24 protein-coding genes, 1 tRNA gene and 2 pseudogenes are annotated in these 22,878 nt (G+C 70.1%); 13 read left to right on the forward strand and 14 right to left on the reverse strand.

The features are described 5' to 3' along the window. Nucleotides 1–965: 965 nt before the first annotated feature. Together ABZZ17_RS19810 and ABZZ17_RS19815 are read right to left on the reverse strand one after the other, a co-directional pair. Complete coding sequence (locus ABZZ17_RS19810) at nt 966–1,886, reverse strand: CehA/McbA family metallohydrolase (RefSeq protein ID WP_356877595.1); 921 nt, start codon at nt 1,884–1,886, stop codon at nt 966–968. A 179-nt stretch (nt 1,887–2,065) separates the two neighbouring features. After that, a complete protein-coding gene (locus ABZZ17_RS19815; RefSeq protein WP_356877621.1) occupies nt 2,066–2,269 on the reverse strand; it encodes a hypothetical protein in 204 nt (67 codons plus the stop codon). Here ABZZ17_RS19815 and ABZZ17_RS19820 point away from each other — a divergent pair. Both ABZZ17_RS19820 and ABZZ17_RS19825 read left to right on the forward strand, forming a co-directional pair. Continuing rightward, a pseudogene (locus ABZZ17_RS19820) lies at nt 2,252–2,659 on the forward strand (ATP-binding protein); the annotation flags it as partial. The gene ABZZ17_RS19815 and the pseudogene ABZZ17_RS19820 sit on opposite strands and share 18 nt — an antisense overlap. A 107-nt stretch (nt 2,660–2,766) precedes the next feature. Then, complete coding sequence (locus tag ABZZ17_RS19825) at nt 2,767–3,492, forward strand: leucine-rich repeat domain-containing protein (protein WP_356877619.1); 726 nt, start codon at nt 2,767–2,769, stop codon at nt 3,490–3,492. Between the two features lie 88 nt (nt 3,493–3,580). On the opposite strand, the gene ABZZ17_RS19830 is transcribed toward ABZZ17_RS19825, so the two are convergent. The 3 genes from ABZZ17_RS19830 to ABZZ17_RS19840 all read right to left on the reverse strand — a co-directional run bounded on the left by ABZZ17_RS19830 (nt 3,581) and on the right by ABZZ17_RS19840 (nt 5,847). Beyond that, nucleotides 3,581–3,925 (reverse strand): GNAT family N-acetyltransferase, encoded by a 345-nt coding sequence (locus ABZZ17_RS19830; protein WP_356877596.1) that lies wholly within the window; start codon nt 3,923–3,925, stop codon nt 3,581–3,583. A gap of 299 nt (nt 3,926–4,224) precedes the next feature. Next, nucleotides 4,225–4,455, reverse strand: coding sequence for a hypothetical protein (locus tag ABZZ17_RS19835; RefSeq protein WP_356877597.1), 231 nt, complete (start codon nt 4,453–4,455; stop codon nt 4,225–4,227). 168 nt (nt 4,456–4,623) lie between these two features. Then, entirely contained in the window at nt 4,624–5,847 is a 1,224-nt protein-coding gene (locus ABZZ17_RS19840; RefSeq protein ID WP_356877598.1) for a hypothetical protein, read from the reverse strand. Between the two features lie 320 nt (nt 5,848–6,167). On the opposite strand from ABZZ17_RS19840, the gene ABZZ17_RS19845 reads away from it, so the two are divergent. Continuing rightward, a complete protein-coding gene (locus ABZZ17_RS19845; protein WP_356877599.1) occupies nt 6,168–6,425 on the forward strand; it encodes a hypothetical protein in 258 nt (85 codons plus the stop codon). Next, entirely contained in the window at nt 6,422–6,802 is a 381-nt protein-coding gene (locus ABZZ17_RS19850) for a hypothetical protein (protein WP_356877600.1), read from the forward strand. Before ABZZ17_RS19845 ends, ABZZ17_RS19850 begins: the two co-directional genes overlap by 4 nt. Nucleotides 6,803–6,959: 157 nt before the next feature. Here ABZZ17_RS19850 and ABZZ17_RS19855 read toward each other — a convergent pair whose 3' ends face one another. Beyond that, nucleotides 6,960–7,361, reverse strand: coding sequence for a hypothetical protein (locus tag ABZZ17_RS19855; protein ID WP_356877601.1), 402 nt, complete (start codon nt 7,359–7,361; stop codon nt 6,960–6,962). Between the two features lie 180 nt (nt 7,362–7,541). Here ABZZ17_RS19855 and ABZZ17_RS19860 point away from each other — a divergent pair, with 180 nt between their 5' ends. Beyond that, nucleotides 7,542–7,715 (forward strand): CsbD family protein, encoded by a 174-nt coding sequence (locus ABZZ17_RS19860; RefSeq protein WP_356877602.1) that lies wholly within the window; start codon nt 7,542–7,544, stop codon nt 7,713–7,715. Between the two features lie 182 nt (nt 7,716–7,897). Continuing rightward, nucleotides 7,898–9,430, forward strand: coding sequence for a hypothetical protein (locus ABZZ17_RS19865; protein ID WP_356877603.1), 1,533 nt, complete (start codon nt 7,898–7,900; stop codon nt 9,428–9,430). 98 nt (nt 9,431–9,528) lie between these two features. Here ABZZ17_RS19865 and ABZZ17_RS19870 read toward each other — a convergent pair whose 3' ends face one another. After that, nucleotides 9,529–9,933 carry a transglycosylase SLT domain-containing protein gene (locus ABZZ17_RS19870; protein WP_356877604.1) on the reverse strand — a complete coding sequence of 135 codons (405 nt, stop codon included), beginning with the start codon at nt 9,931–9,933 and terminating at the stop codon, nt 9,529–9,531. A 456-nt stretch (nt 9,934–10,389) separates the two neighbouring features. Then, nucleotides 10,390–10,695, reverse strand: a complete 306-nt coding sequence (locus ABZZ17_RS19875) for a hypothetical protein (RefSeq protein ID WP_356877605.1) — start codon at nt 10,693–10,695, stop codon at nt 10,390–10,392. A gap of 101 nt (nt 10,696–10,796) precedes the next feature. Between ABZZ17_RS19875 and ABZZ17_RS19880 the strand changes: the two genes are divergently transcribed. Together ABZZ17_RS19880 and ABZZ17_RS19885 are read left to right on the forward strand one after the other, a co-directional pair. Further along, complete coding sequence (locus tag ABZZ17_RS19880) at nt 10,797–11,132, forward strand: DUF6233 domain-containing protein (protein WP_356877606.1); 336 nt, start codon at nt 10,797–10,799, stop codon at nt 11,130–11,132. Nucleotides 11,133–11,358: 226 nt separating this feature from the next. After that, a complete protein-coding gene (locus ABZZ17_RS19885; RefSeq protein ID WP_356877607.1) occupies nt 11,359–12,117 on the forward strand; it encodes a hypothetical protein in 759 nt (252 codons plus the stop codon). 37 nt (nt 12,118–12,154) lie between these two features. On the opposite strand, the gene ABZZ17_RS19890 is transcribed toward ABZZ17_RS19885, so the two are convergent. Further along, on the reverse strand, nt 12,155–13,513 hold the full coding sequence (locus tag ABZZ17_RS19890; RefSeq protein ID WP_356877608.1) for a hypothetical protein: 1,359 nt from the start codon (nt 13,511–13,513) through the stop codon (nt 12,155–12,157). 126 nt (nt 13,514–13,639) lie between these two features. Between ABZZ17_RS19890 and ABZZ17_RS19895 the strand changes: the two genes are divergently transcribed. Continuing rightward, a tRNA-OTHER gene (locus ABZZ17_RS19895) sits at nt 13,640–13,758 on the forward strand. Between the two features lie 45 nt (nt 13,759–13,803). Here ABZZ17_RS19895 and ABZZ17_RS19900 read toward each other — a convergent pair. Continuing rightward, nucleotides 13,804–14,277, reverse strand: a complete 474-nt coding sequence (locus ABZZ17_RS19900; RefSeq protein ID WP_356877609.1) for a nuclear transport factor 2 family protein — start codon at nt 14,275–14,277, stop codon at nt 13,804–13,806. 91 nt (nt 14,278–14,368) lie between these two features. Continuing rightward, nucleotides 14,369–15,442, reverse strand: coding sequence for an NAD(P)H-binding protein (locus tag ABZZ17_RS19905; RefSeq protein ID WP_356877610.1), 1,074 nt, complete (start codon nt 15,440–15,442; stop codon nt 14,369–14,371). Between the two features lie 116 nt (nt 15,443–15,558). Here ABZZ17_RS19905 and ABZZ17_RS19910 point away from each other — a divergent pair, with 116 nt between their 5' ends. The 3 genes from ABZZ17_RS19910 to ABZZ17_RS19920 all read left to right on the forward strand — a co-directional run bounded on the left by ABZZ17_RS19910 (nt 15,559) and on the right by ABZZ17_RS19920 (nt 19,392). Continuing rightward, nucleotides 15,559–15,984, forward strand: a complete 426-nt coding sequence (locus ABZZ17_RS19910; protein WP_356877611.1) for an HIT domain-containing protein — start codon at nt 15,559–15,561, stop codon at nt 15,982–15,984. A gap of 61 nt (nt 15,985–16,045) precedes the next feature. After that, nucleotides 16,046–17,047, forward strand: coding sequence for a BtrH N-terminal domain-containing protein (locus tag ABZZ17_RS19915; RefSeq protein WP_356877612.1), 1,002 nt, complete (start codon nt 16,046–16,048; stop codon nt 17,045–17,047). A 221-nt stretch (nt 17,048–17,268) separates the two neighbouring features. Beyond that, nucleotides 17,269–19,392, forward strand: coding sequence for an ATP-dependent DNA helicase (locus ABZZ17_RS19920; protein ID WP_356877613.1), 2,124 nt, complete (start codon nt 17,269–17,271; stop codon nt 19,390–19,392). 36 nt (nt 19,393–19,428) lie between these two features. Here the strand turns inward: ABZZ17_RS19920 and ABZZ17_RS19925 are convergent, their stop codons facing one another. Then, on the reverse strand, nt 19,429–19,698 hold the full coding sequence (locus ABZZ17_RS19925) for a hypothetical protein (RefSeq protein WP_356877614.1): 270 nt from the start codon (nt 19,696–19,698) through the stop codon (nt 19,429–19,431). A 331-nt stretch (nt 19,699–20,029) separates the two neighbouring features. Beyond that, nucleotides 20,030–20,371 (reverse strand): HopJ type III effector protein, encoded by a 342-nt coding sequence (locus ABZZ17_RS19930; protein ID WP_356877615.1) that lies wholly within the window; start codon nt 20,369–20,371, stop codon nt 20,030–20,032. Nucleotides 20,372–20,666: 295 nt separating this feature from the next. Between ABZZ17_RS19930 and ligA the strand changes: the two genes are divergently transcribed. Continuing rightward, complete coding sequence (gene ligA / locus ABZZ17_RS19935) at nt 20,667–22,733, forward strand: NAD-dependent DNA ligase LigA (RefSeq protein ID WP_356877620.1); 2,067 nt, start codon at nt 20,667–20,669, stop codon at nt 22,731–22,733. A 17-nt stretch (nt 22,734–22,750) separates the two neighbouring features. Here ligA and ABZZ17_RS19940 read toward each other — a convergent pair. Next, a pseudogene (locus ABZZ17_RS19940) lies at nt 22,751–22,878 on the reverse strand (IS5/IS1182 family transposase); the annotation flags it as partial.

Consider the following 22,878-nt stretch of genomic DNA (forward strand, 5'->3'; position numbering starts at 1 on the left):
GCGTTTTGCTAACTTTCTGCGGCAGTTTTTACTCCAGTGCTAACGCCGTTAGCACCCTGCTGGGGTGCTAACGGCGTTAGCACCCCTCTCAACTACGGGCAGACCGCCGCCCAATGGCGCGGGAAGACGGGCTCCGACGCCGCCCGCATCCGCCGGTCCAGGTACGTCGCCAGTTCAGGGCACGAGACCGAGTCGGTACCACCTGGGCCTGGTTGCCACGGTCCCTGTCAGCCCCGCGTTCAGAGCCAGGCGAGACGGGGGCGGTTCCGTGGCCGCCGGCAAGGGAGAGCGGATGCCTCCCTGGTCTGGGCGGGGGTGGTTCCGGCCCGACCGGCGTCGAGGCATGCTGAGGACCACATGCGCAGCCGGCCAGCCCGGACCCGTCTCAGCGGATAGCCCCGCAACTGTCCTGCCCGCAAAGCCGGGTGCACATGACCCCGTACTCCGGGGAGCACCTACGGCAATGCGCGGACAGGTATGCCGACGACGACCAGGAACCAGTCCGAGGTGCGCCCAAAGCCTGGTGAGGCGTGTGACCGCAGGGTTCCACTGGGGGTCGAAGGGGGAGAGCGGCTCGTCCGGTGCGGACGTCGTGGTCAGGACCTCGTCGGCGGAGGCCGGCGGCTCGACCTGGACGAGTGTCAGATCGTGGCGCACGGCCTCGCGGAACCTGTCCCGGTATCCGGCGACAGTGGCGGCGGTGAAGACCCAGCCGGAGTCGCCGCTCCGGGCGAGGTCGAAGACCAGGCGCACGGCGTTCTCGTCGGCGAGGGTGCGGTGGGCGACGCTCCTCTCGGCGCCGGGGCCCGCGGTTCGGTGCCGGGGCCCGCGGTCCGGATGCCCTCGTTGAGGCTGAGGTCGTCGAGGAGTCAGGTCAGTTGGGGGTCTTCCACGTGTCCGTAGGCGAGCGCGCGCAGAGCGGGCCAGAGCATCGGGGGTCCCTTCGTCAGGTGTGGCGGTAGTGATCATGAATCGGTGGCCGTGTTGGGCCAGAGGTGGATGGGGTTGCTCCAGGCCCGCCCGCCGGCGGTGTCCTCCACCGTGACCCGGCAGAAGCCGCCGCGGAACATCGCCAGCGGCAGGGTGCAGTCCGTCAGGTTCTTGCCCTGAACGACCTGTGCTCCGGGGGCGCTTCCCGTGATCAGGACCTTGCGGGCAGGGGAGCAGCGGACGGTGATGTGCTCGCCCGTCAGGCTGACGTGGAGCAGTTCGGGGCCGGTGGAGGAGTAGTAGTGCCCGGCCTTGAGGGAGGCCAGCAGGTGGTCCGGATCGAGTGAGGGGGCGCGGACCTGGATCCAGGCGGCACAGCCCGGCGGATCCTGGGGCTGGAGGTGTGCATCGTCGGCCGCATAGGCGTGCAGCCGGTGCCCCCGGTTGAGGAGGACATCGGTCAGATGCCAGCTGTCCCCGCGGTCTTCGCGGGCCGCGAGGGCGTTGTACACCTCCACCGCGTGTGCGGCGTCCAGACTTTCGGCGTCCGCGATGCTCAGGAGAGAAGCTGCCGGGTGGGCCATGCCCACGTAGGCTCCGGCGGCACGGGCCCGAAGGGCCAACTGAGGCCCTGTCTCCTGCGGCGAGGGCGGTGCGAAGCCGAGGGGGAGCCCGACGGCGACGATGTGCCACTCCGGACCGGCCTCCGTACGCGGCGCGTGCAGCTCGGCACCGAGCAGGGTGGTGAATCCCTCGGTGCGCAGCGACGTGGTGTCCGTTACCGGGAAGCCGTACTCGGGCCGGAAGTGGTCGGTGACGGCAAGGAAGTCGTCTCCGGCGTCCCGGTAGTACTGCGCCGTGGCCTCGGGGGACAGGGCGCCGTCGGACCGGTCGGAGTGCGTGTGGAGGTTCCCTCGCCAGAAGCGGCCCGGCTGATCGAAGGGCAGGCTCTGCATCCGATTCCTCCTGAGGTTGATCAGACAGGTTGCTCGGCTTGCTGCGCCCATGTTGCCGTGAGGCGATCAGCACGCGCAGCCGGATTTGGCTGGTGGTGGACGCGAGCTTCAACGCTGGCGTTCGGCGGCCGCAGCGAGGCCGCCTGGCCGCTCGCACAGCGGGCGCGGAGAGCCGTACCTCAGGCCGGGGGCTGCTCGACCACGGCGTCGCGCCGGTCGTCCCAGCCCGTGCAGTGGGTCGTCACACGGCGGTCGCCCAGCCACCGGACGGTGATCAGCCACGACGACCAGGTCGGGCGCGGCCCCCGGTCGATCCCGACGACGTAGTACTCCTCGCCGTGCACACCCAGCTGGTAGCCGCCGACAACGCGGCTGCCATCCATACCTTTGCCAGCTGCGAGTGGATCAGGAAGAGCCAGCCGCTCTGCCTGGGTCAAGTACATGCTGGCGACGAAGCTGGTCGACCAGCTCCTAGAGGCTGCCGACGAGAAGCAGCTGACCAAGACGATCGCCCGCGATGGCCGCGTCGACCTACCATCAACGAAGTCGGCTACATGGAACTCGACTGCCGTGGCACCGAACTCCTCTTCCAGGTTCTGACCGAACGCTAGGAGAAGAACAGCGTGGCCATCGCCGCGAACGAGCCGTTCAACGGCTGGACCAAGACGTTCACCAGCCCCCGCCACTGCGCGGCCATCATCGACCCACTCACCTTCAACGGCACCATCATCGAGACCAGAACCGATTCCAACCGCCTCGCCAGCACCCGATCCGCGCCGAAGCCGCGGCCATTTGATCTTGCCTTGTCTGTCTGCTGGCCCCGTCGTCGGCGAGGTAGATCCCGGACGAGAATCGGAGCCCAGGACTGTTGCCCGAGGAGATGGCTGTGAGGAACACACTGAACTTGTGGCGTCGGGAGCTCGGAGATGTGCCCGAGTCGGTTTGGCGACAGACCAATCTCGATGTGCTGATCCTCGCTGACAACGGACTCACAGCCCTCCCAGCGGACATCGGGCAGCTCCACCGGCTGAAGACCCTGGACCTGGGCCACAATGCGCTGGCGTCGGTGCCCGAAGAACTCGGCGAGTTGACTGAGCTCAGCGACTGCCTCTACCTGCACGACAACCAGCTGTCTCGGATACCCGATTCTCTGGGGAACCTGACCCGGTTGCGTTACCTCAACGTCGGTGAGAACTCCCTCACCACCCTGCCGGAGACCATCGGTCGGATGAGCAGCCTCATCGAGCTCAGGGCGCAGCACAACCAGCTCACCGCCCTGCCCGATAGCATCGGCCAGCTTCGCTGCCTGCGTGAGCTGTGGCTCCGAGGGAACGCAATCGAGCACCTGCCGTCGTCGGCAGCCGAGCTGCATGAACTGCGCTACCTGGACCTACGCGAGAACTCCCTGACCGGGGTGCCAGAGTCCCTGGCCGGCCTCCCGCAACTGCGGCAGATCGACCTGCGGAGCAACCGCCTCGGCCAGTTGCCGGACTGGCTCGCCCTGATGCCATCGCTGGAGAAGCTGGATCTGCGGTGGAACGAGGTCGATCCCTCCCTGCCGCTCCTCAGTGAGCTGGAGCGGCTAGGCTGCCTCGTCCTGACCTGACACCGACGCCCCCCTCGCGGCACAGTGCCGCTCTTTCTCGGGTTCTGGCTCAAGTTTGTGGTCGATCACGTTGCGCATCGCCCGCGTCTCATGCGATCCGAGGGTGCTGCATGGGACCGCGCGCCATACGCACGTTGGGCAACCTGTCTCGCCACAGTGCACGCTCGCCCGTGAGCTGGAACCCGTGGCGCTCGTAGAACCGGATCGCTCTCCCGTTGTACTCGGTCACCCACAGGTGCAGGGGAGCACCGTCCGCCCATAGGAAGAACTCACCCATCAGCTGACCGCCGATGCCATGGCCTTGGACTTCGTTCAGCAGATACATCGGTCCGAGGGTCACGTAGGTCTGGAGCCAGGCCCTGAGCTGCATACGGCCCACGGCTGCGGCATCGTCGGGACTGGGCGCTTCGATTCGGTGGACCACGTGCACCATTCTCCGAGGTGCAACCGACCTGCCGCACGCGGTTGTGCCACTGCTGGCCTGTCGATACCCAGAGGCAGCCAACGTCTGTCGGCGATCACAGAGCGGCAGGACATAAGCGGCCTGACCGAGGTCCGTTCCGTCCCCCTGGCGTGCGCGCAGCAGATTCGGGGCCCCTCCATTGCTGGCCCCCGGCGGTCCCGACGTCAGCAGCACAGCCTTCGCTCCGCGCGGCAGGTCCGCACACTTGCCCTTCGCCTCTTCCAGGATGGCCCGCCGGCCTCTCCCACCTCGCCGCAGTCGCGGCGTGGTCAGGACCGCTGGCGACGCAGGGTGATCTCCTGGTAGTCGGCATCGGCGATCTGCCCGTTGAGGAGGGCAATGGCCAACACGTCAGGGGTGTTGTCCTGGTGGGTCGGCAGGGTGTGGGCCGGATCGAAGTCGGTCTCCTCCAGCGGCCATGCCGCGACAGTCTCGATCATCTCGGCCCGAGTGACCTCACCGTCCGCGTAGCTGGCGAGGTAGGCACGCAATGACATCATCAGGTAATTCCCTTCGGTTCATGATCGAGGGTCAGTCTGCCAGGAGTAGCGCGGCAGGGTGGTGGGTCGTCGGCGGAGCCCGCTGCTGGTGCTTCTGGTGCGCGGATGGCGGAACACCTCAGTCGGTACCCTCCGGGGCGCGCCGCGCACGCCCCGGAGGGCCGTGTGTCAGCTCGGGCGCTCGTAGTTGGTCAGGATGCAGCCCTCGACCTGGGACTTCTCCAGCCGGTAGCCGGCCGGCGCGGTGAAGCCGGTCTCGCAGTTCAGGTACAGGAACTGGAGCTGGTACAGCCCGCGGCGGACGTTCGCGTTGTTGGACTCCACGGCGATGTTCGTGCCGACCAGCAGCTTGCTCGCAGTGGCCTTGAGACGCCCGTCGTCCTTCAGGTCGGCCAGCTGCGCCGCCTTGGCCTTGGTCTGGAGGGTCTTCATGTCGGAGACGGTGTCCAGCCAGTTCAGGTTGTGCGCGCGCTGCTCCCCGCCGAGCTGGCCGCAGACCGCTCGCTGCTTGACGCCCCAAGCGCTCGCGGGGCCGTCGACGACCGGCATGTAGTCGATCGACCGTACCTGCTCGTCGGTGACCGTCATGCTCGTGCAGTCGACCGTGTGCGGGCTGACGAGCTTCTTCAGCTCGGCGATGCTGCCGGCGCTCGGCAGGCCCAGGCTGCCGGTGGACGGCTGGCCCGGCTTCGCGGCTCCCTCGGTGGAGGGGTCGCGGACCGCCCCGCGGTGGGGGCTGCCCTGGCCGTCGGGGCTGTTGACGTAGTCGGTGAGGAAGCAGCCCTCGACCAGGGCCTTCTCCTTCTTGAACCCCTCCGGGACGAAGACGTCGGGGTTGCAGCTCAGGATGCGCAGGTCGGAGTTGGGCGGGTCGACCAGGGACACGGCGGTGGCGGTCTTGAGCGCGGTCAGGGCGAAGGTCTTGCCCACGACCGTGCGGCTGGCGAGGTCGGTGTCGTACCGGCCCTCGGCGAGCAGCTTCGCGGCGTGGTCCTTGGCGGCCTGCTGGAAGGCCTTCATGTCCGGGGTCAGGAAGAGGACGATCTCGCCCTGCGCCTTCTTGTCGGTGCAGACGCCGCGCTCCGTGATGCCCCAGTCCCCGGCACCGATGAACCCGCTCAGCGGCACCCGGCTGTCGTTCGGGTCGGTGCTGAGGTTCTCGCAGGACGTGTACTGCTGTACGTGGGCCTGCGCCCCGGCCAACGTGGCGGGCGCGGCGCCGGCGCCGGCGGCCGTGGGGGAGTCGGGGGCAGCGCCCCCAGCGCTCGCGGAGGGGCTCGCGGAGGGGCTCGCGGCGGGCGGGCCCGGCTTGGGGGAGTCCTCGCAGGCGGTGGCGAGGGTGGTGAGCGCGGCGAGGGCCGCGGTCGCGGCGGATATCCGCTGGAGGCGCATGGGTGTCTTCCGTCGGCTGGACACGGCACGGGGGATGGCGTGCCCATGCTAAGGCCTGGTCTGCAAGATTGATCTTGTGGCAGGTTGAGGTGAGTTGACGGAGGCGGCGTGGGAGTGGATGGAGCCCCGACCACCGGCCCCGAACAAGGGCGGAGCTGCTGCCAGGAGTGACCGCATTCGCCCGTTTCCGCACCCCCGCCTGCGGTGGCCGCCGCGTTGCCGGGGGAGTCGGCGGGGCTACTGGGCAGTCGGCGGCCCGGTCCCACGTGGCGGGTACGGGTACGTACCCGTACCCTGAGGGGATGGGAAGGAGCACGACGATGTCCGATGCCAACGTGAGGATCCCCGAGGAAGCCAGGGACCGCCTTGCCGCGATCGCGGCCGCCGAGGGCTTGTCCCTGCGCGCCTATCTGGCCAGGTTGGCCGAGACGATGCTGACGCCGGCCGAGCGCGCCGAGCGCGCGGAGAAGGCGCAGGCCGCGCTGCGGGCCTGGAACGGGTACGCGCCGACTCCGGACGAGCAGCACGAGCTCGATGACGAGCTGGACCGGCGGCTTGCGCAGGTGCAGCGCCCGTGAGCGAGGCGATGCACATCGTGCTGGACGAGACGGCGATGGCGGCGGCCGGGCAGGGGAACGTGCTGGCCTCGCGGCTGATCCACCGTGCGCACGCCGAGACGGGCTGGTTCCTGTACGCGCCGTCGTGCGCGCTCGTGGAAGCCGACCGGGCCCGGCCCGGTACCGCGGAGCACCTCGCCGCCCTGCCGGGCATCACCGTTCTGGACCTGGACCTGCCGGCGGCGCTTGCGGTCGCCCAGCAGGAGACCTGGGCCGCCGCCCACAGTCGGCACGCCGCACAGCCGACGGCCGACCGGCCCGACGGCGCGATCGTCGCCACGACCGCGCCGAAGCGCTGGGAAGGGCAGCCGGTCCGCGTCCTGGACCTCACCCCGTAGGCTCACGCCGCCCGGAAGCGCGGGATCACTCCAGCTCAGCATCCGGGGCGGATCGGCGGAGACAGGGTCAGGGCGAGGGCGGCGTTCCGTAGCTGCGCCGCCCACGTCTGCTGGTCAAGACCCAACGTGTACTCGATACAGCAATCACATGGCGGGATCAGCGCCACGAGCGCTTGCTCAGCCGCGGTCTCGGCCTCCGTCTCGCACCAGTCGTCGTCGCCAGGTCAGCGGGAGTTGCCTCTCCGTCGACGAGCCTCGCCGCCAGCCGGCGCAGGGCGTGGCGCCGTGCCAGATCCCTGTCCGGCAACTCGATCCCCGACTCGGCAAGTGCTTGCTCGAACGCGTCGCGAATGTCGCGGGCGTCGGTGTTGCGGGGCCAGCCGGCCAGCTCGCACAGCGTCGGGGTGTCCAGTCCGGCTGCCAGCGCCTCAGCAGCGATCATCGGCAGATCCTCCGGGCGCAGCTCGTCCGCCTGATAGCGGCACGCCACCTCACCCAGAGAAGTGAACCCACTGCGCACGGAGGTTTCCGGTTCTGGTGCCGCTCCTTCTGCTCTCACGACTCCTACGGTGTCAGCACCGTTTCCGAGGAAGGCACCCAGGGGCACGCTCGGCACCCACCCCGTCCCTCGGCCGTTCCCACGACACCCGGAAAGCGGGCTGAAGACAGGGGGTTTGCGGGCCGCGATCGGGAGCAGGAGAGCGACACGACCAAACCGGTACTACACGAGGAGGTCCCGATGTCGGGCACGGAGAAGAGCAAGGCGCACGCGGAGCAGGCCAAGGGCAAGGTCGAGGAGACCGTCGGACGGGCCGTGGGCAACGAGCGCATGACCGCCGAGGGGCGGGCCGACCAGGCCAAGGGCAAGGTGCGTCACGCCAAGGAAGACGTCAAGGACGCCTTCCGTCGCTGATCTGACGGACCGAGGGGCCAACGCGCCCCCTCCACAAGCCGGCTGGGCCCCGACCCCCTCCCCCCGGGTCGGGGCCCAGCCGTGTGTCGAACGCCCCCTGTTGCCGCTGCCTGCGGGGCTGCGGGTCTGCGCCCGGCCGCCCGGGCCGCCGGGTTCAGGAGGTGAGGTGGCAGGATGGCACGGTGTCCGACTCTCTGCGTGAACTGTGGCTGCGCGGCATCGCCTTCAACCGGGCGGCGCCCTCCGACGTACTGGTACGCCTGTTGGACCGATCGGCTGCCGGTGACGCCGGTCTGTTGATGTGCGGGGGTCGTGACCTGCCTGACGCCGTCGTCGATGCCGCTCTGCACCATCCGGACGGAGTCGTCCGCCGCGAGCTCGCCCGCAACCGGTACGTCGACCCGGCGCGGCTCGCGCCCTTGGCGACGGACCCGTCGGGGGTCGTCCGCGCATGGCTCGCCTCCGGCCCCTATCCCCGTCACTACGTCCGATGGGTCCGACCGCTGCCGGACGACGTCCTCGTGACCCTCCTGACCGCCCAGGACGCGAGCGTGGACGGCCGGGTCACCGTGGACGAGATCATCGCGGGGCTCGACTCGTCCCGGCAGATCCCGCTCTCCTTCTTCCGCTCCATGGCCGGCAGCGAGAACCCCGAACTCCGGATACGGGCGACGTGGCGGTGGGAGTCGCTCACCCCGGCGCAGCGGGCGGGGCTGCTCGACGATCCGGACCCCGCGGTCCGTGAAGAGGCGCACGACAGGAACTGGCGGCTGGACCCGGAACGGGTGGAGGCCAAGCTGCCGTCCTTCGGCCCGCGCTACCGGTACATGCTCGACACGTGTGCTCTGTCCCCCGCGCTCGTCGAGCAGTGCTTCACGGACGGCACGGTGCTCCCCATGGCCCGGAACCCGCACATCCCCGCCTACGCCCTCGCCCGTCTCGCCCGCCACCCCGAAGCGGAGATCCGCGCGGCGGTCGCCGCCCGGCCCGACGTGGAACCGGACCTGATGGCGGAGTTGACGCAGGACCCGGACGAGTACGTGCGGTTGTGCGCGCGCCTCCACCCCTTCCCCCGTACCTGGGCGGAGTACTGGGCGATCGATCAGGTCCTCGGGCACGGTCCTGACTGCATCTGCCCGTCCGGCGGGCCGTACACCAGGTCGCACGTCGAGCCGGACGTCGGGCCGTCGCCCGACTGGTTCGCCGCGTGTGCGGTGTCCGAGGAGCCGGTGCTCCGCCGGGTCGCGGCAAGGTGGCCGGGCTTGTCGGCGGAACTCGTCGAGGCGCTCGCGCAGGACGACGACGAGGAGGTGAGGATCCGGCTGGCCTGCCACCACCCGCTGGCTCCGCCGAGCCTCCTCCTGGACGTCTTCGTCACCCGCGAAGCCCACCGTTCGCACCTGGCGGACCTGCCCGCGTTCCCCCGTACCGGCTGGGCTCATCTCATCGACCACCCGGATTCCGAGGTGCGGGCCCTGGCAGCAGCCGATCCCGCCCTGCCCGACCCTCCGGTGGAGGACCCCGACGCGTCGGTGCGCCGGGCGGCGGCCTCCAACCCGAGCCTGCCCCCGGAAGCCCTCGACGCCCTCCTCTCCGACCCCCGCACCGCGGAGGGCGCCGCGGCCAATCCGGCCCTCCCCGTGCCGCGCATGCACGTCCTCCTCGACCAGTGCCTGAACGGCACCGTCACCCCGCCGGGGGCCGTCCTGCGCTGACGACCGGCATCCGCGGCCCGTCCCGGGGTACGCGAAGACGCCCGGCGGGGGTGTCCCGGCCGGGCGTCTCGCGGTGTGTTCTCGGGTCCGCTGGTGGCTTAGTACCAGTGGTGGGTCTGCCAGAAGTTCCAGGCGCCGACGGGGCTGCCGTAGCGGGAGTTCATGTAGTCCAGGCCCCACTTGATCTGGGTGGCCGGGTTGGTCTTCCAGTCGGAACCGGCCGAGGACATCTTCGAGGCGGGCAGGGCCTGGACCAGGCCGTAGGCGCCCGAGGAGGAGTTCGTGGCGGTGTGGTTCCAGCCGCTCTCACGGGAAACGATGTTGTTGAACGCCGCGAACTGCGCCGGGTCCTTGATCATCTGCTGGGCGATCGCCTTGGCGCTCGTCGGGGCCGCCTGGGCGGGAACCGTGGCGAGCATCGAACCGGCGACACCGACGGCGACGACGGCACCCGCGAGGGTCTTCTTCGAAGCGGCGATGCGGCGGATGACGGAGTTCGACACAGGAGAACCTTCCACAGGGAACAAGGGCGGTCGCGGCATGCCTGAGGCATGCGTGAGCCACTCACGCGGTGGAGAGGGGTTCGTCAGCGGCGAGTGAGTGAAGCACCCGGGCCGCCCGGCGACACATCCAGTTCTACCGATGCCCCACCCGCCTGGCAACGAGCCCACTTACTACCCGCCCTCGCAGCCGGGGACCCCCGGCCCGCCGGCGAGCCGGAACGTATCCGTGCAGGTCGGAGCCGGGGAGGAGGAGCCCGCACCGGACCTTCGGCGCCTACTACCCCGGGTCGTATGTGACGTGGGCCCTATGGGACGGCTCACCCCCGAGCCGTCCCGATCTCACCGACTGTCACTGGATGTACCGCTTCGAGGAAGGGCAGCTGAGTGCCGGATCGGTTTGTTCCGAGGAAACAGACCGGTACGCCGTACCGCCTGGAAGCGATGTCACCGATGCGGCTATCCGGCCTCCGGCCAGACCTGGGGATCCTTCCCTCCGCGCACCTCACCCGTCAGCCGGGCCTCGATGTCGATACGGCGCTGACCGCTCTCCGCCGCCCACGCCCCGATGGCGACCCGGACGGCGTCGGCGGCTTCGCCCCACTGGACGCGCGCCTCGTCCCACTCCGCGTGTGCTTCCGCGGGCCAGCCGCCTTCCGCGGACGGCCGGCCGTGCCGCTCCTGGACATCCCGCAGCAGCGCCCACGCCGTGTCGGCGCGCTTCCGGAGAATGATCAAATCGTCGGTGAGTTCGACATCCGCCACGAGCGGAGCCTAGAACCGGCCGGGGGGACCCGTCCCGCACCACACCGCACGCGCCACCGGCATCGGACTCCGAATCCTCACCCTGGCCTATAATCGAACTTGTGTCCGAAAATCAGCTGTCGCGCCTGGAGCTCCTCCGCTTCCTGGAAAAGGTCCAGGTCAACGACCTGCGACGGACCCGCGACTGGATCGCCGCCGAGGAGCGCCGCGAAGCGTCCAGCACCGCGCGGCCGCCGGCGCCGCCGCGGCCGGAGTGGCTGGTCGAGCACGGCATCGGGACCGGCCGCCCCGCCGTGCGCGTCCACACGGGGAGCTGCTGGGACACCCGCAGCCGCTGTAAGCCCGCGACCCGGGAGGCGGTCCGGCGCGCCCTCGCCGAGGGGATTCCAGCCTGCCCGCACTGCCGTCCGGACACCGCCCTCGGAGTGCTCGAGTGACCCGGTGCCCTCGGGGTGGAGACACGACCGCCGACGAACTGCGCGTCGTCGTCGCGGCCGACGATATGACGGTGTGTCAGCCGGTGGTGGTATGGCCGGTGTCGATGGCGCGGAGGCCGTACTGGGCTCCGTCGGCCGGAACGGCGTCCCCGCCGGGGTGGCGGTGAGGGGTCCGGCGTTCGGTCCGTCCGGTGCGGCCACGGGAGGCCGCCCATAGGATCGGCGCATGCTCCGACGGTCGCCGCCGCCTCCCTCCTCCGTGCCCTTCGCCGTGCCCGACGGACACGGCGTCATCGAAGTGACCGGCGACGAGGGCGGCAGCCTGCTCCTGCTCGCCGGCGATCCGGTGTTCCTGGAAGCCGGCGACGGTTGCGGCAGCGTGGGCCGGCTGGCAGCCCGCGCGGGCACGGGCGGCCCCGGGCTCTCCGAGGTCAAGTACCTCACCGAGTGGCTCGGCGCCCCCAACCTCGTGCCCGATCCGCGCACCGGCCGGGCCGGGCCGCCGGACCCGGAACGCCTGCGCCCGCTGACGTCGCTGCTCGCCTCCGGGCGGTACGTGATGACGGCCGCGCTCGCTCCGCCCGACCTGCGGGTGGTCCACCCGCGCGCCCTCCAGGTCCAGGGCTGGTACGCCGACGAGGAGCTCGCGCTGGTGACCACCGACGTGTGGCCGCCCCGCGACCACAGGGCGGTGCGCGGCTACCGCGACCGCATCCGCGCCGGGGACGGCCTGCCGGCGCTGGTCGTGCTGTTCCCCACCGCCGAAAGCCGGGTGGGTTACCTCCTCGACGGGCACCACAAGCTCGCCGCGTACGAGCAGGCGGGGGTCCGTCCGATGGTCATCGGGCTGACCCCACAGGTGCCCCGCCCCATCAGGCGCGACGACCTCGACCGGGCCCGGGCGGCGTTCTCCGACGGGGCGCTCCGGGACCGTGGCGACGCGCTGGGCAGGGTCTTCTCCTCCATGCGGGCGGAACCCGTCTGATTCGTCGGCGCCCCGTTCGTATACGCCGAGGCCAGCGTCAGAGCGGGGGTTCGGCCGTGAAGGTGCCCGACCAGACCGGGACGAACGGCTGACCTGCGCGCTGCGGGAAGAGGGCCACGGCCTCCTCGATCCGGCCGAGGCCGATGAGGTGGCCGGCCAGGAGGGTGGGGTGGTCGGCGCCGTGGGGTTCCAGGACGGCGACGGCCTCCTCGGTCCGGCCGGTCTCGGCGAGCAGGTCCGAGATGGTCCAGGCCGCGTACCCGCTGTCGCCCTCGGGGCGTTCACGGGCCAGCCCGATCGCCTCGTCCAGCAGTCCGCCGGCGGCCATGAGACGCAGCCTCGGCCTGAAGAACTCCCATTCCTCCCGGCCGCCGCGGGCTGTCGTGAGGGTGTCGAGGTACGCCAAGCCGTCGAGGGCGCGGCCGTGGTCGGCGTACAGGGTGCACAGTGCGCCGACGATCCACTCGTCGGCGCCGCCGGCCGAGTCCGCGAGCGCGCGCATCACCTCGATCGCCTCGTCGCCCCGGCCGTGCCGGGCCAGGAGCCCGGCCAGTTCCCACGCCACGTGAACCCGGCACACCGGAGAGTCGTCCGGCAGCCGGTACACGGCGATCGCACCGTCCACGTCGCCGCGTTCCTCCAGCAGCTCGGCCAGTCGCTGTGCGGCGAGCCCGTTGGGTTCGGACGCCGCGTACGCACGGAGTTCCTCGATCCGGTCCTGCCGTGCCAGGAGCTCCGCCAGCTCGTCGCGGTCGTTGACGGAGGTGATCTGCCGGGTCCGCAGCAGGGCGATGGCCTCGTCGACGCGGCCCTGGCGCTCACGGACGGCGGCGAGCAGGCCGATTGCCGTGTCGGGGTCGAGACCCGGGCAGCACCACGGGTCTTCGCACCGGTGCCCGGGGGCCGGTGTCCGGGCGGCCAGGAGCACGGCGATGTCCTCGTCCCGGCCCGCCCCCTCCCAAAGCTCGACCAGAGCGTGGGCGAGGCACGGGTCCTCGATGCCGGCGGTCAGCCGCGTGACCGCCTCGTCCTGGCGTCCGTACCGGGCCAGCAAACGCGCCAACAACTCCAGCTTGAACCCTCCGCCCCTGGCGTACGGCCGGGCCAGGGCGATCGCCTCCTCCACCCGCCCCCAGCGCTCCAGCAGCTCCACCCGAGCCCGGACGGCCGTCCACCAGTCCGTGGCGACGTACGGAGCGAGCACCTCCAACGCCTCCTCCTGCCGCCCCCGGTCACCGAGCAGCCGCGCCCACTCCAGCGCGCAGAACCACTCCCCGCGGCCGGCCCGGAGCTCCACCACCTCCTCGTAACCGAGCTCGAGGAGACGGGAGACGACGAGCGGAGGTATCCAGCCGGAGTGGGTCCGGGCCCGGCGGTCAAGATCAGCAGCGTCCATGGCGGCACACTGTAATGCTCTGACGAACGATCTCAGTCATGACCTTGTCCCCGATAAGGACTCGTCCCCGGAGGCCGATGTCCCTACTCTGATCCGAACGGGACGGCGCGCCTTCCCGCAGGTTGCGGTGCCGTGGCAGAGCGGCCCAATGCGATCGACGTGGGGGAGGCCCCTCTCACGTCGACTGACGGAGACGGGGCGGGTCTGCTCCCCTCTGTCCGCGGGTTCGAATCCCGTCGGCACCGCAGCTGACCAGTTCTGGCGCAGGACCCGTCAACTGCGGGCCGTTCTCATGACTGGACGGGTCCGTCGAGGCGTTCCGTGGGACCGGCGAAGGAGAGGAAGAGGGTCCGCGTGGTGAGCAGCCAGGTGCCGTCCACCTTGCGGAACCTGTCTTCGTAGTGCCCCACCTGAACCGGGGGCCGCGGCGGTACGAGGCCCCCGCTGTAGCCGTCGACGCGGTACGTGGTGAAGTAGGTGGTGGCGGCGGCGGTGTCCGCGGAGGTCACGGTCACCAGGATGTTGGTGCATATACGGCGTGACAGCCGGTCTGCGGGCCGGTTGCCGAAGTAGGTGCGCAGGGCGTTGTGACCGACGATGCGGCGGTCGCCGGCGGGCCATTCCCAGGTGCCGTCCTGCGTGAAGAGGTCCGCCACGGAGGACGGGTCCCCGAGGTCGAGCCGGTGGACGAACTCGACGACGAGCCGCTCACAGGCCCGCTCTGCGAGCAGGCGCTCCATCGGGGCAAGAGTTTCTGCATTCATGATCAACTCATATCAGATCGCCGCTGGTTGAGGCACCCTCAGCCGAGCTGGCCGTCCGCGCCCCGGGGGCGGATACCACGACGTGCCGAGGTCAGCGGAATGAGTCGATGTTCTCGCGCACCCAGTCGTCGTAGGTGCGCAGCGGACGGCCGGTGATGTCCTGCACGGACGGCTGCTGGTCGGCTGTCCACTGAGCGAGTTCGGCGAATCGGACGCCGTACTCTTCAAGGGCGTACAGCGTCACGTCGATCGCACCGACGGGCCAGCCGAGGTCCTGCCAGGTCGTCCGGCTCTCGTCCGGCGTCAGTTCAACGGTATCGATGTCGCGGCCGAGAGCGGTGGTGATGCTCCGTACGCGTGACCGTGTGCTCAGCGGTGGGCCCACCGCCTCGATGACCGTCCCGGCGTAGTCATCGCCGATCAGGGCCGCGGCCGCTACGGCGGCGAGGTCCTCCTCGTGGATGAAGGGGTAGTGGCCCTGGTTGAGGAACGCCTCACGGACCACCCCGTCGGCGCGGACGGTGTCGGCCCAGTCCGACCCTGTCGCCGGGTAGGTCCCCTCGATGACGGCGCCCATCACGGCCGACGGCCGGATGTGCGTCCAGGGGATGTCCGAGCGTTCCACCGCCTTCTCGATCGCCAGCCAGAACCAGGTCTCCGGCGGATTCGCCTCCTCGTACTCCGGTCCATGAGACGACAACAGGACGATCTTCCTCGCGGCGGCGTTCCGCGCCAGGGTCAAGGCGTCCTGGACCGTGGACGGATGGGCGCCGGCCAGGAACACGGCCTCGATACCGTCGAAGGCTCGGGCGGACTCCAGCGGCCGGGTGATGGAGCCTTCGACCACTTCGACCGTGTCAGGCCAGCCGTCGCACTGGTCCGGCTCGGCGATCACCCGCACCTGCCGGCCCGAGGTGAGCAGTTGTCGTGCCATGCACCGGCCGACCATCCCGGTCGGGCTGTTGCCTTCGTCCCGGCGCGGGCTGACGGCGGTCAGCAGGTAGACGCCTTCGGTTTTCGGTACCGTCTCGTTCTGATTGTTCTGATTGTTCTGCTCGTTCTGCCCGAACGCTTTCACAGCAAGACCTTTCGACGCGTGAGCGTGGATCTTGCACCTGGCCCGGGTGCGGACGGCCTCTGCCGTGCCGCGTGGACGCAGAACCAAGGCTGCGGATCGAGGTCGTTCAGCTTACCAGGAGCAGTGACAGGTCCACAGCAAACCACCGGCCAGACCCCGAACAGGTTGGCGGGCAGCATCCCGTTTCTGGCAGGGTCCGGCGTATGGACTGCATCTTCTGCGAGCTCATCCATGAAGACACCGCGAGCTGGGTGGCGCGTGGGCCGGTGGCCTGTGCCTTTACCCCGCTGGACCCGCTGGCGCCGGGTCACACGCTGGTGGTTCCGACGGTCCATTACGCAGGCGTCTTCGATGCCCCGCCCGCGGTCCTCGCCGAGGTGACGGCACTTGTCCAGCGCGTGGCCGAGGTCTCGCGTACCGTCTTGAACGCTTCGGGTGTGAACGTCCTCAGCGCCAGCGGTCCGGGATCGGAGCAGTCGGTGCCCCACCTGCACTTCCACGTGGTTCCACGGTGGTTGAACGACGGAATCTCGACCTGGCCGGCCGGCAGGTCCGCCCACCACGTCGCCGGCGACCCGGGGGCGCGGCTTGCCGCCGCCCTGGCTTCGGGCCGGCACCACACGAGTTGAGCCAAAGTCCGTTCTGGCGGACGGAGCGCCGCCTGATCGTCCCCACCCAGGAGAGCAGGGCATGACCAAGGTAGTAGGCATCGACGCCCGCGGCACGCAGCACTGCGAGACGACGGTCCTGGGGGTGCTGCTGCGGCACCAAGGACTCGATCTGTCCGAGCCCATGCTGTTCGGCCTCGGCTCCGGTCTGTCCTTCATCTACTGGGACAGCAAGAACATGGGCTTCCCCTTCCTCGGGGGACGGGTCAAGCCCTTCGAACTCACCAGGAACCTGACCACCCGGATCGGGCTGGAGCTCCAAGTCCAGGAGACCACGTCCCCGCGCAAGGCGTGGGACAGGGTGGCGGCCGCCGTTGATGCCGGCCACCCCGTCGGACTCCAGCTCGACAGCTACTACCTGGACTACTTTGGTTCGAAGGTTCACTTCGGCGGCCACGTCGTCGCCATGTACGGCTATGACGAGCACGCCGCCTACCTGGTGGACACCGACCCGCAAGGCGGAGCGGTATCCACCAGCCTGACCAGCCTCGCGCAGGCCAGGGCAGCGCGCGGTCCGATGACCGCCAGGCACCGGTCGTTCACCGTCACCGCCCCGAGAGGCCTGCCCACCCCGCACGGACAGCTCGTCCCCGCCATCACCGCCTGCGCCGACGCCTTCCTCCACCCGCCCATCGCCAACGTCGGTCACCGCGGCATCGCGAAGGCCGCCAAGCTGGTACCCGCATGGCTCCAGCGCACCGACGATCCACAGCGAGACCTGCCCCAGGCCGCTCTGCTGATGGAGAAGGCCGGCACCGGCGGCGCCCTGTTCCGCAACCTCTACCGTGACTTCCTCGCCGAATGCGCCGACCTGCTGGACGACAGCCACCTGCGCACCGGCCACGGGCTGTACGCCGAGGCAGCCGCCCTGTGGACGGAAGCAGCGGCAATGATCGCGAGGGCCGGCGAATCGGGAGATGGGCAGTTCCTCGTCCAGGCCGGCTCAATTCTCGGCGACCTCTCACGTATCGAGGCCGAGGCCATGCAGGCGCTGAGCTGTTTGGGCAGCAAGACCCAAGCGTGACACCTCCGGTACGTGTGCGGAACGGGGGAGCGGCGGAATGCAGGGGACTCCATAGGGTCAGGCGTCCTGAATTGAACCGTAAGGCGGCCATGGCCTGCCAAGTAAGTCAAGACTTACCTTCGGGGAAATTCGACCGTATGGTGTGGCTCGAATCGAAGGAGCCCCTGTTGTCGAAGATGAATGATCCCGCCGCGCGTGCGGTTGAATCGGAGCGGGATTATGTGTCCTCCTTATACGAGTTGCTCACCGAGCGGATTTCCGAGGCGCGAGTACACCGGGCGAGTGTGCTGAAGGCGCCGGCGGAAAGCGCCGGTGAGGCATACGAGAGGGAAATCGCCGCCGAGCGTCTGGCCAAGGAAATCGGCCGGCTGGAGGGCGCCGAGAAGGGCCTGGTCTTCGGGCGCATCGACCGGACGGATGGCACGGCCCTGCGCATCGGGCGGATCGGACTGCACACGGAGGAGGACGACCTGCCTCTGCTCGTGGACTGGCGCGCGAACGCGGCGCGGCCCTTCTACGAGGCGACACCCGTCCACCCGATGGACCTGCGGCGGCGCCGGCACCTGCGCCTTGAGGAGCGCACGGTCGTCTCGGTGAGCGACGAACTGCTGGACGGGACCGCCCCGACCGACGAGGACGTCGTGGGGGACGGCCCGTTGACCGAGGCCCTGTCGGCCCGGCGTACGGGCAGGATGCACGCGGCCGTCGCGACGCTGCAGGCCGAGCAGGACGAGATCGTCCGCTCCGCCCACCGCGGGGTGACCGTGGTGCAGGGCGGTCCCGGCACCGGCAAGACGGTGGTCGCCCTGCACCGGGCGGCCTACGTCCTGTACGCGTTCCCGCGCGCCGCGGAGGAGGGTGTGCTGGTGGTGGGGCCGAACGCCCGGTTCCTCGACTACATCTCCCAGGTCCTTCCCTCGCTAGGAGAGAACGACGTCGTCCTGGCGACCTGCCGGGAACTGGCCAGAGCCGGAGTACCCACGGACTCGGACACGGACTCGGACACGGACACGGACGCGCACGCGTTGGACCCGTTCGACACGGCGCGGCTCAAGGGCAGCCCCGACCTCGCCGACGCCCTGGCCGGCCTGATGCGAGCCCACGAAGCCCCCGCCAGTGAGTTCACGGTGCGGGTCGGACAGGAACGGGTGCACCTGTCCGGCGAGGAAGTCGCCACGGCACGTGACGCCGCCGTGGCAGCCGTACCGGGGCACAACCCCGCGCGCCAGGTGTTCAGGGAGCTCCTCGTCGACGCCGTCACCGACACGATGCGACGAGACATGGGCGACCTCCTGGAGCAGATCGACGCCGACACCGAAAGGGCGACGGGCATCAACCTCGACCGGTTCACGGGAGCGGCCCAGCGCCGTGCCGAAGGTGCGGCCGGCCCGGGTCCGGCCCACGAACTGGACCTGGACGCCATCCGAGCCGACCTCCTCGACGACCCCGGCGTCGACCGAGCGGTCGAGGCGTTGTGGCCGCGGCTGGTACCCGGTGACCTCGTCAAGGCGCTCCTGACGAACGCCGGAGCTCTCGCCGAGCACCTGCCCCGCCTGACCACGCGGGAGCGGTCCCTTCTGCTGCGCGGCCCGGACGAACCGTGGACCGATGCCGACGTGCCGTTGCTGGACGAGGCGGCGAGCCTGGTAGACGGGCCGCCCGAGCGGACGTACGGGCACGTCGTCGTCGACGAGGCGCAGGAACTGACCGCCATGCAGTGGCGGATGATCGTCCGCCGCTGCCCGGCGAAGGCGATGACGCTGGTGGGCGACTTCGCCCAGGCGGGCCCGGTAGCGACCGCACGCGACTGGAAGGAAGCTCTGAGCCCCCACGTCGGACCGCGGTTCCAACTGCACCACCTGACCGTCAGCTACCGCACCACGCAGGAGATCCTGGACAGCGTCCGGGACCTGCTCACGCGGATCGCTCCGGACCAGAGGCCCACACGGTCACTGCGCAGCGGTGAGCCCCCTCGTACCGTGACCGCACCGCCGGACGGGTTGGTCACCGCCGTCGTCCGGGAACTCCGCGCCCAGAGCGCCGCGCACCCGGGCGAGCTCCTGGGAGTGATCTGCGCGGACGCCAGGGTGAGCGAGCTGACGGCCCGAGGCGTCGCCGGCCACGCACGTATCGTGCCGGCGTCCGAAGCGCGCGGCCTGGAATTCGACGGGGTCGTCGTCATGAACCCCGAGGAGATCATCACGGCCCGCCCCGGTGGGGAGAGGGACTTGTACGTAGCCCTGACCCGGGCCACCAAGCGCCTCTGCACCATCACCGCCCGGGCCTCCGCGCCGCTGGAACAGGTCAGCCGGGTCCAACGCGGTCCGGAGCCGGCGTTGCTCTGAGGCCGCTCACGGATTGCGGAATGCGGGTGCGCCGGCTCAGTCGGTGCTCCGCCGGTCAATCCGCTCAATAACATCCCCGATGACGCAGGCGAACCCCTTCACGAGTACGTGTGGCCGCCGGCCGGTTGCGCCTGCGGCACTCACACTGCCGTCGCGCGGGAAAATGACGGCCTCGGCCGCTTCGATTCCCTTGCGAATGATGCGTACGTGATCGCCCGCCTTGAAATCCCCGTCGACGGGATCGATGTAAACCGCACTGTCCCCCTTGGCGAAGACGAAAACGTCAGTAACCTCTGCCCGGTTCACCCGTTGCCCCTTTATCAGTAGTATCCCCGTTCCTTCAGGGTAGAGACCTCTGCCTCCAGCTCACCGACTGCTGCTGCGACGCCCCTCCAGTCCCCATCGGCTAGCTGGAATCGCTGCCTTGAGTACGGTCCGAAGCGTCGGGGGCAGCGGAAACGTCCGCTGCAGATGTGGAGCCCCCGACGGTTCGGGCTGCGCGGCACACCCAGGGCCGAACCCCTCTGGGCGAACCTCGCCGACACCACGACCGCGGCACGTCTATGGGCGGCCAGCTGTGACATGACCGGTCGCAAGCCCGAGCCCGACTGCGCGCCGCCGCCGGGCGTTCCGCCGTTCAGTTCTCGCGGGTCAACGGCTCCCCGGCAAAGCTCACCCCGGCCAGGCCATGGACCATGAGGTTGCGGATGTTGGCGTGATCCGTGCCGTTCGGCGTCGCCAGCACGCTGCGGTAGTGCTCACCGAATGCCAGCAGCGCCTCTTGGTCGCTCAGCCCTTCCAGCAGGGCCAGTCCCAGGGTCTTGCAGGAACCTTCGTTCTCTCCTGCGGCATTGTCCAGGTCCCCGTTGCGGAACGCCTGCGGCTGGTAGGCGTAGTGCGCGGCGACGAAGGCCAACGTGTCGGCGAACTCGTGCTCACCGGACGCGAGGCTTGTCCGCAGCGAGTTCAGTTCAGTCATGTTGGTTCCCCTGGGTTGAGCGGACGTTCCGGTTGCCGTCCGTGACCGGACGAAGATACCCCCTCGTGGCCTGCCGGTGAGAAGGGCGCCACACATCGAGACGAGCGGCATCTGCGCAGGTCACGAGGTGTGACTGGGCGATCCGCCGAGAGCCGGTCCCGGTCCGGGCGTTCGGCCGCGAGGGCGGCGCTGACCGGCAGGCTGACGCCGTCCCCGCCCGGTGCCGCGGTCGGGTCGGCCGCCTGCCGCGGCCAGGCGGGGTCGGGCGGTGGCGTTGTCAGTGCCGGGCAGCATGATGACGTTCATGACCGAAAACAGTGCCCTCCTCTCTCCTGCCGCCTACGTGGAGGCCGTGACCACCGCCGTGGCGGCATCGGCCGCGTACTACGGCGACGGGACCACCCCGCTCGGTGACGACGAGTACGACGGGCTGCTGCGCGCCATCGCGGCCTACGAGGAGACCCACCCGGACGAGGTGCTCGCCGAGTCGCCGACCGGGAAGGTGGCGGGCGGGGCCGTGCAGGGCGACGTGCCCCACTCGGTGCCGATGCTCTCCCTCGACAACGTCTTCGACGCCGACGAGCTCGCCGAGTGGGCCGCAGGGCTGGAACGGCGTCTCGGGCACCCCGTGGCCGGGTGGTGTGTGGAGCCGAAGCTCGACGGCCTCGCGGTGGCCGCCCGGTACCGGGGTGGCCGGCTCGTTCAGGTCCTGACCCGCGGCGACGGCTCGGCCGGTGAGGACATCACCCACGCCGCCGAAGCCGTCCTCGGTCTGCCGCCGGTACTCACCGAGCCGATCGACGTCGAATTGCGCGGCGAGGTGCTGCTGACGACCGCGCAGTTCGAGGAGGCCAACCGGATCCGGCTCGCCCACGAGGCCACGGCCTTCGCGCACCCCCGCAGCGGAGCGGCCGGCACGCTACGGGCCAAGGACCGCCCCTACCGGATCGAGTTGACCTTCTTCGCCTACAGCGCGATCGGCCTGGACGACCTCGGTCACTTCGCCCTGCTGGAGACCCTGGCCGCGCTCGGCTCGAACACGGCCGCCAGCACGGCCGCCGCCCCGATGCGCTGCGAGACCGTGGAGCAGGTGCAGGAACGCATCGACGTGATCGCCGGTCTGCGCGGAGCCCTGCCGTTCGGGATCGACGGTGTCGTCGTCAAAGCCGACACGGCCGATGACCAGCGGCAGGCCGGCAACGGATCGCGCGCCCCGAGGTGGGCGGTGGCCCGGAAACTGGCGGCCGAACACAAGGTGACGCGCCTGCTGGCGGTGGAGTGGAACGTCGGCCGGACCGGGATCATCGCCCCGCGCGCCGTCCTGGAGCCGGTGGTCATCGACGGGGTGACGGTCACCTACGCCACGCTTCACAATCCGTCCGACATCACCCGTCGCGGGCTCATGATCGGCGACCAGGTGTTCGTGTACCGGGCCGGTGACGTGATCCCCCGGGTCGAGGCACCGCTGGCCGACCAGCGCACCGGCGCCGAGAGCCCGATCGTCTTCCCCGAGGCGTGCCCCCGCTGTGGCGACGCGATCGACACCTCCGAGCAGCGGTGGCGGTGCGTGCGCGGCCGGAGCTGTCAGGCCGTGGCCTCGGTGATCTATGCGGCCGGCCGGGACCAGCTCGACATCGAAGGGCTCGGCGGCACGCGCGCGATCCAGCTGGTGGAAGCCGGTCTGGTCAAGGACGTCGCCGACCTGTTCACGCTGACCCGCGAGCAGCTCCTCGGCCTGGAGCGGATGGGTGAGACCAGCGCCGCCAACCTCCTGTCCGCGATCGAGACCGCCCGCGGGGCCGCGTTGAGCCGCGTGTTCTGCGCCCTCGGTGTCCGCGGCACCGGGCGCACGATGTCCCGCCGGATCGCCGCGTACTTCGGCTCGATGGCGGCCATCCGCGCCGCCGACGCGGACACGCTGGCCGGGGTCGACGGCATCGGCACGGAGAAGGCCCGCGTCATCGCGGCCGAACTCGTCGAACTCGCCCCGCTTCTCGACAGACTCCAGGCCCAGCAGGTCGGCACGCAGGTCACCGAACCGCAAAGGCCCGCGACCGCTGCGACGGATGCGACCGACGCGACCGGCGTCGAGGACTCGGCGGGCGGCCCGCTGGCCGGGCAGGCCGTCGTGGTGACCGGCTCCATGACCGGCCCCCTCGCGGTGTTGTCCCGGAACGAGATGAACGAGCTGATCGAGCGGGCCGGCGGAAAGGCGTCGTCGTCGGTGTCCAAGCGCACCACCCTCGTGGTGGCGGGCGAGAAGGCCGGCTCCAAGCGCACCAAGGCCGAGGAACTGGGCATCCGCATCCTCGACCCCGAGGAATTCGCCGTCCTGGTCGCCGGTTTCCTCCCCACCCCCTAGGGGTTGTCGTCAAAGTGTCACGCCCACATCAGGAGCGACGCGAGGGTGAGGGCTGCTTGGTAGGACTGGGCGGTCTTGTCGTACCTGGTCGCGATGCCGCGCCACTGCTTGAGCCGGTTGAAGCACCGTTCCACCACGTTGCGGC

This window comes from Streptomyces sp. NPDC006512 (assembly GCF_040611935.1).
Taxonomy (GTDB): Bacteria; Actinomycetota; Actinomycetes; order Streptomycetales; family Streptomycetaceae; genus Streptomyces.